The organism is Maricaulis sp. B-26 (assembly GCF_056857855.1).
The window spans coordinates 38,613-53,009 of the sequence record NZ_JBSXNX010000011.1 but is presented as its reverse complement, the minus strand read 5'-3'; the positions used below and the strand labels follow the sequence as shown (position 1 = coordinate 53,009).

16 protein-coding genes are annotated in these 14,397 nt (G+C 67.6%); all 16 read left to right on the top strand.

Features of this window, described 5'->3' with window-relative positions; genetic code table 11:
- The first annotated feature begins 6 nt into the window (after positions 1–6).
- Positions 7–423, top strand: coding sequence for a phage major tail protein, TP901-1 family (locus AC13HB_RS01380; protein ID WP_482947924.1), 417 nt, complete (start codon positions 7–9; stop codon positions 421–423).
- Positions 423–686 (top strand): GTA-gp10 family protein, encoded by a 264-nt coding sequence (locus AC13HB_RS01375; RefSeq protein ID WP_482947923.1) that lies wholly within the window; start codon positions 423–425, stop codon positions 684–686. The genes AC13HB_RS01380 and AC13HB_RS01375 overlap by 1 nt, the downstream gene beginning before the upstream one ends.
- A complete protein-coding gene (locus AC13HB_RS01370; RefSeq protein WP_482947922.1) occupies positions 683–871 on the top strand; it encodes a phage tail assembly chaperone in 189 nt (62 codons plus the stop codon). Before AC13HB_RS01375 ends, AC13HB_RS01370 begins: the two co-directional genes overlap by 4 nt.
- On the top strand, positions 864–1,376 hold the full coding sequence (locus AC13HB_RS01365) for a phage tail tape measure C-terminal domain-containing protein (RefSeq protein WP_482947921.1): 513 nt from the start codon (positions 864–866) through the stop codon (positions 1,374–1,376). The genes AC13HB_RS01370 and AC13HB_RS01365 overlap by 8 nt, the downstream gene beginning before the upstream one ends.
- A complete protein-coding gene (locus AC13HB_RS01360) occupies positions 1,373–1,999 on the top strand; it encodes a phage distal tail protein, Rcc01695 family (RefSeq protein ID WP_482947920.1) in 627 nt (208 codons plus the stop codon). The genes AC13HB_RS01365 and AC13HB_RS01360 overlap by 4 nt, the downstream gene beginning before the upstream one ends.
- A 15-nt stretch (positions 2,000–2,014) precedes the next feature.
- Entirely contained in the window at positions 2,015–2,680 is a 666-nt protein-coding gene (locus AC13HB_RS01355; RefSeq protein WP_482947919.1) for a DUF2163 domain-containing protein, read from the top strand.
- Positions 2,681–2,703: 23 nt separating this feature from the next.
- A complete protein-coding gene (locus tag AC13HB_RS01350) occupies positions 2,704–3,174 on the top strand; it encodes an NlpC/P60 family protein (protein WP_482947918.1) in 471 nt (156 codons plus the stop codon).
- The gene (locus AC13HB_RS01345) at positions 3,156–6,911 is read left to right on the top strand and encodes a baseplate multidomain protein megatron (RefSeq protein WP_482947917.1); all 3,756 of its coding nucleotides are present in this window, start codon (positions 3,156–3,158) and stop codon (positions 6,909–6,911) included. Before AC13HB_RS01350 ends, AC13HB_RS01345 begins: the two co-directional genes overlap by 19 nt.
- Positions 6,912–6,985: 74 nt before the next feature.
- A complete protein-coding gene (locus tag AC13HB_RS01340; RefSeq protein ID WP_482947916.1) occupies positions 6,986–7,891 on the top strand; it encodes a DnaJ C-terminal domain-containing protein in 906 nt (301 codons plus the stop codon).
- A gap of 64 nt (positions 7,892–7,955) precedes the next feature.
- On the top strand, positions 7,956–8,288 hold the full coding sequence (locus AC13HB_RS01335) for a PepSY domain-containing protein (protein WP_482947915.1): 333 nt from the start codon (positions 7,956–7,958) through the stop codon (positions 8,286–8,288).
- 10 nt (positions 8,289–8,298) lie between these two features.
- Positions 8,299–8,976, top strand: a complete 678-nt coding sequence (locus tag AC13HB_RS01330; RefSeq protein WP_482947914.1) for a response regulator transcription factor — start codon at positions 8,299–8,301, stop codon at positions 8,974–8,976.
- Entirely contained in the window at positions 8,973–10,355 is a 1,383-nt protein-coding gene (locus AC13HB_RS01325; RefSeq protein WP_482947913.1) for a sensor histidine kinase, read from the top strand. The genes AC13HB_RS01330 and AC13HB_RS01325 overlap by 4 nt, the downstream gene beginning before the upstream one ends.
- A 62-nt stretch (positions 10,356–10,417) precedes the next feature.
- On the top strand, positions 10,418–11,779 hold the full coding sequence (locus tag AC13HB_RS01320; RefSeq protein WP_482947912.1) for a hypothetical protein: 1,362 nt from the start codon (positions 10,418–10,420) through the stop codon (positions 11,777–11,779).
- A 57-nt stretch (positions 11,780–11,836) separates the two neighbouring features.
- Positions 11,837–12,505: a DUF938 domain-containing protein gene (locus AC13HB_RS01315; RefSeq protein WP_482947911.1), complete on the top strand. Its 669-nt coding sequence runs from the start codon at positions 11,837–11,839 to the stop codon at positions 12,503–12,505.
- Positions 12,492–12,941 (top strand): cytochrome c maturation protein CcmE, encoded by a 450-nt coding sequence (gene ccmE / locus AC13HB_RS01310; protein WP_482947910.1) that lies wholly within the window; start codon positions 12,492–12,494, stop codon positions 12,939–12,941. Before AC13HB_RS01315 ends, ccmE begins: the two co-directional genes overlap by 14 nt.
- Before the next feature lie 101 nt (positions 12,942–13,042).
- Positions 13,043–14,275: a bifunctional alpha/beta hydrolase/OsmC family protein gene (locus AC13HB_RS01305; protein ID WP_482947909.1), complete on the top strand. Its 1,233-nt coding sequence runs from the start codon at positions 13,043–13,045 to the stop codon at positions 14,273–14,275.
- Positions 14,276–14,397 lie beyond the last annotated feature (122 nt).

Sequence of the window (14,397 nt, the reverse complement as noted above, 5' to 3'; positions counted from 1 at the left end):
AACACCATGACAGTCCAGTCCGGAAAGGACGTGCTGGTGAAGATCGGCGACGGCGCCGAGCCCCAAAGCTTCACCGCAGCCGCCGGCCTTCGCGCCAAGACCATCTCCCTCAATGCTCGTACGGTCGACGTAACCTCGGCGGACAGCGCCGGCGGATGGCGCGAATTGCTGGCCGGGGCGGGCGTGAAGACCTGCTCGGTCTCCGGTGCCGGCGTCTTCGTCGATGCGGCGGCCGATGCGCAGGTGCGCCAGGCCTTCTTCGACCAGGCGGCACGCGAATGGCAGCTCGTCATCCCCGATTTCGGCGTAATCGAGGGCGCTTTTCTCGTGGCGGCGCTTGACTATTCCGGCCGGCATGACGGCGAGGCGGCCTGGTCCATGACGCTGGCCTCGGCTGGCGCGCTGACCTTCACGGCGCTCTGATGGCCAATCCCGCGCGCGGCGAGGTGAGCCTCGTCATAGACGGCAAGGCGCAGACGCTCTGCCTGACCCTGGGCGCGCTCGCCGAGATCGAGGCGCTGTGCTCCGACGGGGCGCGCCTCGACGCCAATCGCCTGATCGCTGTGCTCGCCATCCTGCTGCGCGCGGGCGGATCTGCGCTCGGCGAGGCGGATTTGCGGGCGTCGCGGCTCGATCTGAGTGCGGCTGCGGACGCCGTGGCCGCCGCTTTCGAGGCCGCGCTGTGAGCTCTGCTACCGACTGGGGCGCCGCCCTTCGCCACGCCCTTCGCCTGGGCGTCCCGCCCGCCACCTTCTGGCAGCTCGGTCTCGCCGAATGGCGGGCGCTGACGCAGCCGGGCGAGACCGAACCGCTGGGGCGGGCGGCGCTCGACGCTCTGATCAAGACCTATCCGGACAAACGACATGACTGATTTCGACACCGAGGCTGCCGGTGACGCGCTCGAAGCGCTCGCCGACGGGCCGGCCGCAAAAGCCTCAGCGGCCATCGAGGCCGCTTTCGAGAAAGCCGGCGACAGCATCGAACGGGCGCTCGCACGGGCCGCCAGTTCCGGCGAGCTGAGTTTCAAACGCCTGACCGACGCCATCCTGCGCGATCTGGCCCGCCTTGCGGCCGAGCAGTTCATCGAGCGCCCGGTCGGCCAGCTGCTCGACCGCGTGCTGGGCGATCTGCCGCTCTTCGGCGCGCGCGCCGATGGCGGACCGGTCGTGCCGGGCGGAGGCTATCTGGTCGGCGAGCGCGGGCCGGAAGTCTTCGTGCCGCAAAGCGCCGGCACCATCGCCGCGCCGGGCGGACAGGCCGTCACGGTCAATATCAATGTCGCGCCGGGCAGCGATCTGCGTCAGGTCGAACAGTCGGAAGGCCGCATCGCCCGCTCGATCGCCCGCGCCGCCGCCCGCGGGAGCCGATGGTCATGAGCACCTTCCATGAAATCCGCTTTCCCTTCTCGGTCTCGCTTGGTGCCTCGGGCGGACCGGAGCGCCTGACCGAGATCGTCACGCTCGCTTCCGGCCGCGAGGAGCGCAATGCGCCGCGCGCCGACAGCCGCCGCCGCTGGGATGCCGGGCCGGGTATCCGTACGCTCGAGGATGCCGCGCTGCTGACCGCCTTCTTCGAGGCGCGGCGCGGGCGCCTGCACGGTTTCCGCTTCCGCGACCCGCTCGACAATCGCTCCTGCGGGCCGAGTGCCAGCCCCGCTCCGACCGATCAGGCGATCGGCACAGGCGACGGCGCCGCCACCGCCTTCCAGCTGGTCAAACACTATGAAAGCGGCGGCGAAAGCTGGACCCGGACGATCGCAAAGCCGGTCGCGGGCAGTGTGCGTGTTGCGGTCGACGGGAGCGAAGTCACGCCCGCCGCGATCGATCACACGTCCGGTCTCGTCACGCTTTCCGACGCTCCGCCACCGGGTGCGGGGATCACCGCCGGCTACGCGTTCGACTGCCCCGTCCGGTTCGACACGGACCGGCTGGATTTTTCCCTCGATGCGATCGGGGCGGCCGGGCCGGGTCCCGTGCCGCTGATCGAGCTTCTCCCCTGACACGAAAGGATCGCCATGCTGGCCATCCCGCCCGACATGCAGGCCGCTCTCGACAGCGGCGTGACCACGCTCGCCTGGTGCTGGCGTGTGGAGCGCCGCGACGGCGCGATCTTCGGCTTTACCGATCATGACCGTACGCTCGTCATCGACGGCGTCGCCTACCGCGCCGACAGCGGCTTCGGGACAGGCGACAGCGAACAGGCTGCAGGTTTCGCGCCCGGTCAATCTGCCCTCCTGGGCGGGCTGGACGATACGGTGCTGACCGAAGCGGACCTGGAAGCCGGCCTGTGGGCCGGGGCGCAGGTCGAGACCTGGCGCGTCGACTGGTCGAACCCGGACTTGCGCGTGAAGACGGCCTCCGGCGAGATCGGCGAGATCCGCCGCCGCGATGGCCGGTTCGAGGCGGACCTGCTCGGTCCGGCGCACCGGCTGGAGCGCGTGATCGGCCGCGTCTTCGCGCGGCGCTGTGATGCCGAGCTGGGCGATGCGCGCTGCGGGGTTCCGGCCAGCCATCCCGATTTCGCGGCCGGTTGCGACAAGCGCTTTGCGACCTGCCGCGACCGCTTCGCCAACAGCCTCGATTTCCGGGGCTTTCCCTACATGGTCGGCAATGACGTGCTGCAGGCATCGCCTGCCGACGAGGCCGTGCGCGATGGCGGTTCGCGAGGGCTGGGCGGATGAGGCGGCGCTCCAGAACTCCCTCCGTGCGCGCCCGGGCGCTCACCGAAACGCGCCGCTGGATCGGCACCCCCTATCTCCACCAGGCCAGCCGCCGGGGTGCCGGTTGCGATTGCCTCGGTCTCGTTCGCGGCGTCTGGCGTGCGCTTTACGGGGCCGAGCCCGAAATGCCGCCTGCCTACACGCCGGACTGGGCGGAAAGCTGCGGCCGGGAGACGCTGATGGAGGCTGCGCTGCGCCATCTCGTCGAGATCGACCGCAAGACGGCGCGCCCCGGCGATGTCCTGCTCTTTCGTCCCGACCTAGCCGGACCGGCTAAGCATTGCGCCATCCTGTCCGCGCCCGACCGGATCATCCATGCCTATTGGGGGCGCAGCGTCGCGGAGACGGCCCTGGCGCCCTGGTGGCGCCGCCGGCTTGTGGCGGCCTTCCGCTTTCCCGAGACCGAAATCCCCGAGACCGAAACTGGAGACAAGACATGGCCCAGCTTGCCGTAACCGCCGGACGGTCCGTTCTCGGCGGCTTGCGTTCGGCCGTGCCGGCGCTCGCGCGCGGTGCGGCGAATGCGGCGCTGGGAGCACTCTACGCCCCGCATCGGGAAGGCCCGCGCATTTCAGAACTGGCGATCCAGACCTCGACCGATGGCGCGCCCATGCCGCGCCTGTGGGGGCGGGCGCGGATCGCCGGTCAGGTCATCTGGGCCTCGCGCTATACCGAGCATCGCGAGGAAAGCGGCGGGGGGAAGGGCGGTCCCACGCGCGCGGACTATACCTATTCGATCTCCTTCGCGGTCGGTCTGTGCGAGGGCGAGATCGCCGGGATCGGCCGGATCTGGGCCAATGGCGCCCTGCTGGACCAGTCGCGCTATCCGGTACGTGTGCATACCGGGGCCGAGGACCAGCTGCCCGATGCCCTCATCCAGGCCGTCGAGGGCGCGGACGCTCCGGCCTTCCGGGGCACGGCCTATGCGGTGCTGGAAGACTGGCCGCTCGATGCCTTCGGTCATCGTATCCCCAATCTGTCTTTCGAAGTTTTCCGCCGCGGCACGGCAGCCCGGCTTGAGACGCGGGTCCGGGGTGTGAGCCTGATCCCCGGTGCGGGCGAGTTCGCCTGCGCGACGACGCCGGTCATGCGCGACCTCGGGGATGGTGAGGAGACTGCCGAGAACGTCAACAACTCCCGAGGCACCAGCGATATAGAGGCCGCCCTGGACGATCTCGAGCGCGACCTGCCGGCCTGCCGCTCCGTCCAGTTGGTCCTGTGCTGGTTCGGCACCTCGCTCGATTGCAGCGCCTGCGAGATCCGGCCGGGCGTCGAGGATCGCGACAAGGTCACGCGGCCGCTGACCTGGACCGCCGGCGGTGCGGACCGGGCGACCGCCTGGCTGGTCAGCCGCGAGGATGGGCGTCCGGTCTATGGCGGCACGCCGTCCGACGACGCTGTGATCGAGGCGATCGCGGCGCTGAAGGCGCGCGGGTTTGCCGTGACGCTCTACCCCTTCATCCTGATGGACATGCCCGGTCGCTTTCCCTGGCGCGGCCGGATCAGCTGCTCGCCCCCGCCGGGCGAGGCGGGCAGTGTGGACGGAAGTGAGGTGGCTGGCGATCAGGTCGATGCCTTCTTCGGAACCGCCGCCGCGGCCGACTTTGCCGTGTCGGGCGGACATGTGAGTTATGCCGGACCCGGCGAGTGGCGCTTCAACCGTTTCATCCTCCATTGCGCCGCGCTCGCCAAGGCCGCCGGTGGCGTGGACGGTTTCCTGATCGGTTCGGAAATGGTCGGCCTGACGACGGTGCGCGACGAGGCGGGCGGATACCCCGCTGTCGACCGGCTTTGCGCCCTGGCGAGCGAGGCGCGCAGCCTGCTCGGGGCCGGAACGCGGCTCTCCTATGCCGCCGACTGGACCGAGTATGGCGGTCACCAGCCTGGCGGTGGTGAAAAGGTCTTCCATCTCGACCCGCTCTGGGCTCACCCGTCGATCGACGCCGTAGCCATCGACTTCTACACCCCGCTCTCCGACTGGCGCGACACGTCCGGGCATCTCGATGCGGCGTTGGCGGACAATGCCTGCGATGCCGACTATCTCGCCTCGAACGTCGCGGGCGGTGAGGGGTATGACTGGTATTATGCCGACATGGCCGCCCGCGACGCCCAGCTCCGCTCGCCGATTGCGGACGGCGCTTATGGCGAGGACTGGATCTGGCGCGTGAAGGACCTTGCCGGCTGGTGGTCCAATCCGCATCACGACCGTCCGGGCGGCGTCCGCGCATCGCAACCGACCGCCTGGGTGCCCGAAAGCAAGCCGATCTGGCTGACCGAGGTGGGGTGTCCTGCCGTCGACAAGGGCGCCAACCAGCCCAATGTCTTCGTCGATCCGAAAAGCGAGGCCAGTGCCCTGCCGCATTATTCGGACGGAAGGCGCGACGATCTGGTCCAGCGCCGCTATCTCGAAGCCATGCTTTCGCACTGGCTCGACGGCACGAACAATCCCGTCTCCTCCGCCTATGGAGGGCCGATGGTGGAGCCGGACTGGGTCCATGTCTGGGCTTTCGACAGCCGCCCCTTTCCGGACTTTCCCGCACGCAGCGACATCTGGGGCGATGGCGAGAACTGGCGCCTGGGCCACTGGCTGAACGGCCGGGCGGGCCTTGTCCCGGTGGCCGATATCGTATCCGAGCTGGGCGCAGCCTGCGATCTGGCGGACGTCGATACCCGTGGGCTGGACGATCTCGTCGCGGGTTATCTGGTCGACCGGCCGATGAGCGCACGGTCGGCGCTGGAACCGCTGGCCAGCCTGCTCGGGATTGCCGTTCACGAACGCGCAGGCGGTCTGACCAGCGTCTCGGCCGGGCGTTCGGGGCCGGTTTTCTCCGTTCCGGAGACCGTCTGGCTGCCGGATGCGGCCAGCCGCCTAAGGCGCGACCCGTCGCCGCTCGATCTGCCGCGCGATGCCAGCCTCGCCTTTCTGGACGATATGGCCGCCTACCGTACCGGCCACGCTTCGGCGCGGGAGGCTTTCGGCACGGTGGAGACGCTGGCCCAGGCTTTGCCCGTCGTGGCGGACGCGGAGCTGGCCCGGCGCTGGTGCGCCGGCCGGCTCGCCGCCGCGCATCTCACGGCGCCGCGTCTGGAAACCGTGCTGCCGCCCTCCGCTCTGGCGCTCGAACCGGGCGACCGGTTCGCGCTGGACGGCCGGATATGGAGCGTGGCCGCTCTGGACGGACTGGCGGCGCGCGCTGTGGAGGCGCATCCGCCCGACCCGCGCCGGTCTGCGCGCTCGGGGGGAGAGGCGGGTGTCGACACACCGGCACTCGCACCGCCCGCGCGACCCGGCTTCGCCGTGCTCGACCTGCCCCTGCGCCCGGGCGAGAGCGAGCGTGCCGGCCCGTTGATTGCCGCGCGAGCCACGCCCTGGCCGGGCGCAGTGGATATTCATGTCGACGGGACGCTGCGCGGCCGGGTCGAGCGCGCGGCCGCCATTGGGCAGCTGCTGGAGGATATTCCGGCCGGACCGCCGGCTAATTGGGACGAGGGCGCGCGCCTGACCGTGCGGCTGCCAGGGGCTGCGCTGTCGAGCCGGGAGCGTCGCACCGTGCTCAATGGGGCCAACCGGCTGGCCGTTGAGCAGGGGGACGGGCGCTGGGAGGTGATCGCCTTTACCCATGCCGGGCTCGTCTCGCCGGAGATCTGGGCGCTGACCGGTCTGTTGCGCGGCCTCGACGGCACCCGGCCCGACGGTGCGCTGGCCGGAGCCCGTGCCGTTCTGCTTGATGCCGCCCTTGCCGTCCTGCCCGTGGAGGACCGGGAGGTCGATGCCGAGATCGAAGTCGCGGCCGTCGCTGCGGGACTTGCGGCAACCGACCCTCAGGCCCGGACCCGCATGGCCACGCCGCGTCAGCATCACCTCGAACCGCTCGCACCCGTTCATCTCCGCCTGCGACGGGAACCCGGCCAGCTGCGCCTCGGCTGGATCCGCCGGACCCGGATCGGCGGGGATGACTGGAGCGCGCCGGAGGTGCCGCTCGGCGAGGCCGCGGAGCACTACACCATCGCGCTGTCCGGTACGGGGCTCGCGCCGGTCTCCTTCGACGCCTACGGGCCGGCGCTCGTGGTCGGCGAGGAGAGCCTGATCGGAGCCTGGGGCACATTGCCTGCCACGCTGGATGTCAGCGTGGCTCAGCATTCCGCCCTGCGCGGCGCCGGCGCCGCGGCCACGGCCAGCTTCGATCTGTGAGCTGACCTTTGCGAACCGGGTCGAAGCCGCTTACATGATGCCCTGAACCACGCACCGGATTGGTTTCCAGGCACATGGATGATCCCTACAAGACGCTCGGCGTCTCCAAAACCGCCTCGGCGGACGAAATACGCAAGGCCTATCGCAAGCTGGCCAAGGAGCTGCACCCGGACGCCAATCCAGGCAATGCAGCTGCCGAGGAACGCTTCAAACAGGTTTCGCAGGCGTTCAAACTGCTCTCCGATCCGGAAAAGCGGGCCGAGTACGACGATGCCGTCCGGGCCGGATTTCATCCGGGCATGGGCGGTATGGGCGGTGGTGCCGGGGCCGGCGGACGCCGCCCTTTCAATTTCCGCCAGACTCGCTCGGGCCGCGGTTTCGACGATTTCGGCGATATCTTCTCCGATCTCTTCACCGATATGGGCGGCGAGGCGAAGGCCCGTCCGCGCAAGGGGCGCGATGTGCGCTATTCGCTGACGCTGGACTTCATGCAGGCCGCGGTCGGCGGCAAGCATCGCGTGACCCTGCCGGGCAGCAAGACACTCGACGTCGCCGTGCCTGCCGGGGCGTCGGATGGCCAGGTCCTGCGCCTGCGCGGGCAGGGCGAAGCGGCACCGGGTGGCGCACAGGCCGGTGACGCCCTGATCGAGATCCGTGTCGCCGAACACAAGTATTTCTCACGCGACGGCAATGATGTGCGCCTCGAACTGCCGATCAGCGTCAAGGAAGCCGCTCTGGGCGCGAAGGTGCGCGTGCCGACCATTGACGGGCCGGTCGATGTGCGGGTCCCGCCGGGCTCGAGCAGCGGCACGCTGCTGCGGCTGCGCGGCAAGGGATTTGCAACGGGCAAGGGCAAGCGGGGCGACCAGCTGATCCGTCTTATGGTGACCCTGCCGGCCAGCGACGAGGCATTGAAGGATTTCCTCGAGACCTGGTCGCCGCCGGAAGGATACGATCCGCGCAAGGGCCTCGGTTCGTGACCTGAACGATTTGGTAGTATCCTGTTCAGCGCGGGTTCAGGGGGAGCCCGCCAGTGTGAGCGTCATGTTGAGACATTGGGTCATACTTCTCGGAGCGATCGGCTCCCTCGCGCTGCCGGCGGTGGCCGAAGCTCAGAAGAGCGGCGGTGCGGCCGCATTGCAGCGTGATCGCTACACGGCCGGCGAAGCCCGGACGATGCGTGAGCAGGGAGATGTCATCCCGGCCTTGAGGGCGATCTCCATCGTGCGCCAGCGCTATCCGAGTGCGGACATCCTCGATGCCGAGCTCGAAGGCGGAAACAATCCGCGATACGTGATCCGTGTGCTGACCCGCGACGGACGGCGCCTCGACGTTGTTGTCGATGCCCGGACCGGCCGGATACTGTACGAACGATAGGGGAAACGAGATGCGTGCACTGGTGATCGAGGACGACCCGGACCTGAACCGGCAGCTGTGCCGGGCCCTGGAAGATTCCGGCTATGCCATCGATACCGCTCTGGACGGCGAGGAAGGTCATTTCATGGGCGATACCGAGCCCTATGACGTCGTCGTGCTGGATCTCGGCCTGCCCAAGATGGACGGCGTGACGGTGCTCGAGCGCTGGCGCCAGGACGGCCGGGACTTCCCGGTCCTGATCCTGACCGCGCGCGACCGCTGGAGCGAGAAGGTGGCGGGCTTCGATGCCGGCGCCGACGACTATCTCACCAAGCCATTTCACACCGAGGAATTGCTGGCACGCCTGCGCGCGCTGACCCGCCGCGCGGCCGGTCACACGACCTCGACCATCGAATGCGGCGACCTGTCGATCGATACGCGCGGTGCACGGGTCTTTATCGACGGCGCCCCGGTCAAGGTGACCTCGCATGAATTCCGGATGCTGAGCTATCTCGCCCACCATCAGGATCGTGTGATCTCCCGGACCGAGCTGGTCGAGCATATCTATGACCAGGATTTCGACCGAGACAGCAATACGATCGAGGTCTTCGTGGGGCGCCTGCGCAAGAAGATCGGACAGGACCGGATCGAGACCGTGCGCGGCCTCGGCTACCGCCTGGTCGATCCGGTCGTCCGCGCGGTGTCGTGAAGCGCAGCTTCTCCCTGGCATTCCGGCTTTTTGCCGGCGCGGCAGCCTGGGCGCTGGTCCTGCTGCTGGTGGGCGCGATCGCGCTTACCACGCTCTACCAGCGCTCCATTCTGCGAACGCTGGACGACAGGCTGGGCAGCGTGGTGAGCGCGCTCGTTGCTGCCGTCGAGACCAATGATGACAGCAGTGTCACGCTGTCGCGCCGGCCCACCGACCCGGCCTATGGACTGGTTTTCTCCGGCCGCTACTGGCAGATCGTCGACGACAGCGTCGACGGCGCTGTCGGCGAGGTTCTGGCCGCCTCCCGATCCATGTGGGACGAGGCGCTGGTGCCGCAGAGTTCGCTTTTCGACACGCTGCGCGCCTCGCCGGGCGAGGTGGTGACGATCGACGCCAAGGGGCCGGACGGCGAACCGCTGCGCCTGACCGCGCAGGCCGTGCAGCTCTCAGGGCGTCCAGGACTCATCTTCATTCTTGCTGCCGAGGACCGGCGCCCCGCTGATCGCGAGGTGCGCAATTTCGGCATCACGTCCCTGCTCATGTTCCTGACTTTCGCCGCGTTGATCGCCGCCGGCGTCTTCTTCCAGGTCCGGATCGGCCTGGCGCCGGTCATCCGCATGCGCAACAGCGTCGCAGAGGTGCGCGAAGGGCAGGCCGAGCGGGTGGACGGGCAGTACCCGACCGAATTGCAGCCGCTCGCCGACGAGCTCAACGCCATGCTCAATCACTCGCGCGAACTGGTGGAGCGCTCGCGCACGCATGTCGGCAATCTGGCGCATGCGCTGAAGACGCCGATCGCCGTGCTGACCAATGAAGCGCGCACTTCCGACGGCGAACTGGCCGATCTGGTCGAACGCCAGACCGGCGTCATGGCGGAGCAGGTCGAACACCATTTGCGACGCGCCCGGGCAGCGGCGCACGCCAAGGCGATCGGCGCCCGCTCGCCGGTTGAGGATACGGTCAATGACCTTGCGCGAACGCTGGAAAAAATCAACGCCTCAAAAGGTCTTGCGATTTCCGCTGAAGTCGAAAGTTTCCTCAACTTCAAGGGGGAGCGTCAGGATCTAGAAGAGATGGTCGGCAATCTTATGGACAATGCCTGCAAATGGGCGGTCTCTTCCGTGCGCGTGACGGCCGTCCGGTCAGGTCCGCGAGAGCTGGAAATCCGTATAGAGGACGATGGTACCGGGCTCGATGCCGCAGGCCGCGAGGCCGCTCTGCAGCGCGGCGTCCGACTTGACGAACAGGCGCCCGGTTCCGGTCTCGGCCTGGCGATCGTCGCAGACCTCGCGAAGGCCTATGACGGAGAGTTGACCCTGACATCGTCAGACCTGGGCGGTCTGGCTGCACGTATTCGCTTGCCGGCAACTAGCCGATAAAGGCTTCTTAACCGAACTCGTTCAATATTTGCGTAACAACGAGTATCGGTTTTTAAAGGCGAATGGCCAAACTGACGCCCAATCAACGCGCGAAGCTCGAAGCGCTCTGGCGAAGCATGCCTGCCACGACGCGGAATTCGCTGATGGCGACCGCGCGCGCAATGCCGGCTGACGACCCGGCGGCGGGCAAGCTTGTGGGTATCATCACCGAACTCGAGGAAAGCACCCGCACCGCGGCCGGCGACCTGGCGAAGCCCTATCTGCTCGCTCCGCTGCGCCCGCTGGTTGCCGAGCGCGACACTGTTCCACCCTCGCGCTTCCGTTTCACACCGGAAGACGTCAGCAAGATCTGGGGCTGGCTGGGCCGGCGCATCGCGCAGGATCTCGTGGAGCGCGCGAAGAAGTGCAAGAAACCCGACAGCGATCCGATCTGGTATGAATTCCGTCGCGAGGCTGCGGAAGCCTTGCGCGTCGCCCTGGTGAATGCCGAGCGCGTGCCCAAGGACATGACCGCGCTGATGAAGCGGTTCGGCAATGAGGGCAAGGCGATGCTCCACGATGCCATGGTCCTGCTCGGCGCGTCCGAGGAAATCGACGAGGCCATGGCGGAAATTCCCCCCGTGATCGAGGATCTCGACGAGGATCTCTGCTACCAGCTCAAGAATACGCATGAGGAGCTCGTCAAGGAGCATCCGGATGCGGCGGTCTGGGTCTTGCTGCTGACCATGGGCCGGCTGGAATATCCCTGGCAGATCTTCCGCGTCGTAGCGAAGATCGGCAATCGCGAGGACGATCTCGTCGTGTCGAAGACCGAAGTCGCCGCCGTCGGCGATGCGGTACTCGGCGATGCCGGCTATTACGCCGCGAGGCTGAAACAGCCGCCGCAGACCATGGAAGAGGCGCGCGTCTGCTTCGAGACCTTCGACCGTTTCGTTGCTTATTCGACCGGTATGACCACGGAATTCGGCATCCGCAAGGACGGGCGCTGGGGGCGCTCACTGTTCGGTCTGCGCGCCGAGGCGTCGACCAATGCCGAGAAGATATTCAACAAGGTATCGCTCGCGCTCGATGCCGGTCTGCCTGAGCCGCGGCGCGGCCGCAGCGGCCGGATCATCCCGGCGCAATTGCCCAGCGAAGCGGCGATCGACAAGGCGGAAGGGCTGCTCTTCTTCATGGCCCAGAGCCGCAAGCATGCGACAGCGGCGGCCATTGCGAGCACGCAGAAGCGGACGGCCGACCAGATGGAAAAACGACTCGAGGAAGCCGGCGCGATGCTGGTCGATCTCGTCGCCAGCAGCGAGGGACAGAACCGGACGGCAGCCCAGGAAGGTCTCGAGATCACGGCCCGCCTGATGGAAGCCGCGAACCGGAGTGACCTCGCGGATCTGCTGCGCCGTCGTGGCTCGGCAGCCGCCGCGGCATAGCGTCACGACCGGTCGCTGCGACTTGCACCCCGGATGCTCCCGGACTAACTCGGCGCCATGAGTGAAACACCGACACCGACGACAGCGATGGAAGACCGCGATCAGGCGGGTGCGCGTCTGTACTCGCCCAGCGCGGCGCGCAACCAGGCCCCGATAGCGGCGGTGCTGTCCGATGTACTGGCCGAAAACGCCCGTGTTCTCGAGATCGGCTCCGGTACCGGTGAGCATGCCGTGGCAGCGTGCAAGGCGCGTCCGGACATTCGGTGGCAGCCGAGCGATCTGGACGAAGCCTCGCGCGTCAGCCAGGCGGCCTGGGCCTCGGAATGTCCCGGACGGATCGCCGCGCCGGTCGCGATCGACCTGACCGAGGACGGTTGGGCCGAGGCCTTCGACACGGTCGATGCGTTGGTCTGCATCAATGTCATCCATATCGCGCCCTGGCGAGCCGCCGAGGGGCTGGCCGACGGGGCGGGGCGGCTCGTGACCGGCACCGGCTGCGTCGTCCTTTACGGACCCTATCAGGAGGGCCGCCAGACTGCGCCGTCGAACCTGGAATTCGACCGCAATCTTCAGGCCCGAAACCCGTCCTGGGGCGTGCGCGCGCTAAGCGATGTGGTGGGACTGTTCGAGCGGGCGGGCTTCGCGCTTGCCGAACGGCGGGACATGCCCGCCAATAATCTCGCTCTCGTATTCCGCAGACAGGAGACGTTCGATGCGTCATCGTAACCGGCGCCTGATCACCATCGGTGCGGCCGCTGTCGTTCTCGTCGCCGCGGTCGCGCTCGGTCTGACCGCCATGCGCAGCGGGATCGTCTTCTTCTACTCGCCCAGCGAAGTCGCGGCGGCGCATCCGGGCACGGAGGATCGAGTCCGGGTCGGCGGCCTCGTGAAAGAGGAAACGGTGACGGAAGCGGAAACCCAGGGCGTTCAATTCGTCGTCACCGACCGGGCTTCGGACGTTACGGTCACCTATGCCGGCATCCTGCCGGACCTGTTCCGCGAGGGGCAGGGCGTCATCGTCGAGGGGCGTTTCGACACTGACGGCGTCCTCGTGGCCGACAAGGTGCTCGCCAAGCATGACGAGACCTATATGCCCCCGGAGGTCGCCGAGGCCCTGCGCGAAGCCGGCGTCTGGCAGGGCGAGGGCGAAGCGCCCGAATAAGCCGCCTGTCTGACGCTACCGTCTGACGCGATTGTCATCGATTGCGCCTTTGACGTGCCGGCCTGAGCCATTACCTCTGTGGGAAGCGACGGAGGCGAGACATGGCTCAATCAGAGCGCATCGAATTCACGGGATCCCAGGGCGATACTCTGGCGGCGCGGCTGGAACTGCCGTCCGGCCGGCCGCGCGCCTTCGCACTGTTCGCGCACTGCTTCTCTTGCTCCAAGGATATATTCGCGGCCACCCGCATCTCCCGCCGTCTGGCCGAGCTGGGCTTTGCGGTGTTGCGCTTCGATTTTACCGGGCTGGGGCATTCGGACGGCGATTTCGCAAACACGAACTTCTCCTCCAACATCCAGGACCTCGTCGCGGCCGCGCGGTTTCTCGGGGATGACTACTGTGCACCGGCCCTGCTGGTCGGGCACAGTCTCGGCGGCGCGGCAGTGATCGCCGCCGCGCAGGAACTCGATTCAGTCCGCGCCGTCGCGACGATCGCGGCACCGGCGGATGCCGAGCATGTGATCAATGAGTTCTCAGGCGATGTCGAAGCGATCGAGCGCAAGGGGCTCGCCGATGTACAGCTTGCGGGACGGCCCTTCACCATCAAGAAGCAATTCCTCGACGATCTGAAGGGCCATTCGCTCGAAGACGCGGCGGCCGGGCTCAAGCGTCCGCTCCTGGTCGCGCATTCGCCGATCGACGAAACCGTCGGCATCGAGAATGCCACCCGTCTCTTCGTCGCCGCCAAACACCCGAAATCATTCGTCAGTCTGGACCGGGCGGACCACCTCCTGACCGATCATGGCGATGCGCGTTATATTGCCGACATGATCGCCGCCTGGGCGGGACGATACGTGACCGGGGACGACATGTCCGACGTGCCGAAAGCGCCGGCCGGCGATCGCGTTCTCGTCGCGGAGACGGGGCAGGGTCGCTATCAGAATCATGTCGTGACCGGCGATCATGTGGCGCTGGCCGACGAGCCGGCGAGCGTGGGCGGCGATGACAGCGGTCCGTCGCCCTACCAGTACCTGCTGGCCGGACTCGGCGCCTGCACCTCGATGACGCTTCGCATGTATGCCGAGCGCAAGGAATGGCCGCTGGACCGGGTCTCGGTGACGCTGGACCACGCCAAGGGACATGCTGAGGATTGCCGCGATTGCGTCGACGGTCAGGAAAGGCAGGTCGACATTATCGAGCGCGAAATCGAGATCGAGGGCGAGCTCGACGAGAGCCAGCGGGAGCGCCTGCTGGAGATCGCCGACAAATGCCCGGTGCACCGCACGCTGCACAATCCCGTCGTCGTGCGGACCCGCCTCGCAGAGCCCGATTGAGGCGCGTCAATCCAACATGACGGACAAATTACCGTTTGTAATGTTATTGTAATGTTGAAGTCACGCGGCGGATAAGTGCCGCATCCCAGGTTTGACCCCAGTTCGCAGTAGAAAGGTCGTGC

Bases quoted from the DNA above. Each gene is read 5' to 3' on its own strand.
- AC13HB_RS01380 (WP_482947924.1), top strand. From the start codon at position 7: ATGACAGTCCAGTCCGGAAAGGACGTGCTGGTGAAGATCGGCGACGGC.
- AC13HB_RS01375 (WP_482947923.1), top strand. From the start codon at position 423: ATGGCCAATCCCGCGCGCGGCGAGGTGAGCCTCGTCATAGACGGCAAG.
- AC13HB_RS01365 (WP_482947921.1), top strand. From the start codon at position 864: ATGACTGATTTCGACACCGAGGCTGCCGGTGACGCGCTCGAAGCGCTC.
- AC13HB_RS01360 (WP_482947920.1), top strand. From the start codon at position 1,373: ATGAGCACCTTCCATGAAATCCGCTTTCCCTTCTCGGTCTCGCTTGGT.
- AC13HB_RS01355 (WP_482947919.1), top strand. From the start codon at position 2,015: ATGCTGGCCATCCCGCCCGACATGCAGGCCGCTCTCGACAGCGGCGTG.
- AC13HB_RS01345 (WP_482947917.1), top strand. From the start codon at position 3,156: ATGGCCCAGCTTGCCGTAACCGCCGGACGGTCCGTTCTCGGCGGCTTG.
- AC13HB_RS01340 (WP_482947916.1), top strand. From the start codon at position 6,986: ATGGATGATCCCTACAAGACGCTCGGCGTCTCCAAAACCGCCTCGGCG.
- AC13HB_RS01335 (WP_482947915.1), top strand. From the start codon at position 7,956: ATGTTGAGACATTGGGTCATACTTCTCGGAGCGATCGGCTCCCTCGCG.
- AC13HB_RS01330 (WP_482947914.1), top strand. From the start codon at position 8,299: ATGCGTGCACTGGTGATCGAGGACGACCCGGACCTGAACCGGCAGCTG.
- AC13HB_RS01320 (WP_482947912.1), top strand. From the start codon at position 10,418: ATGGCCAAACTGACGCCCAATCAACGCGCGAAGCTCGAAGCGCTCTGG.
- AC13HB_RS01315 (WP_482947911.1), top strand. From the start codon at position 11,837: ATGAGTGAAACACCGACACCGACGACAGCGATGGAAGACCGCGATCAG.
- ccmE (WP_482947910.1), top strand. From the start codon at position 12,492: ATGCGTCATCGTAACCGGCGCCTGATCACCATCGGTGCGGCCGCTGTC.
- AC13HB_RS01305 (WP_482947909.1), top strand. From the start codon at position 13,043: ATGGCTCAATCAGAGCGCATCGAATTCACGGGATCCCAGGGCGATACT.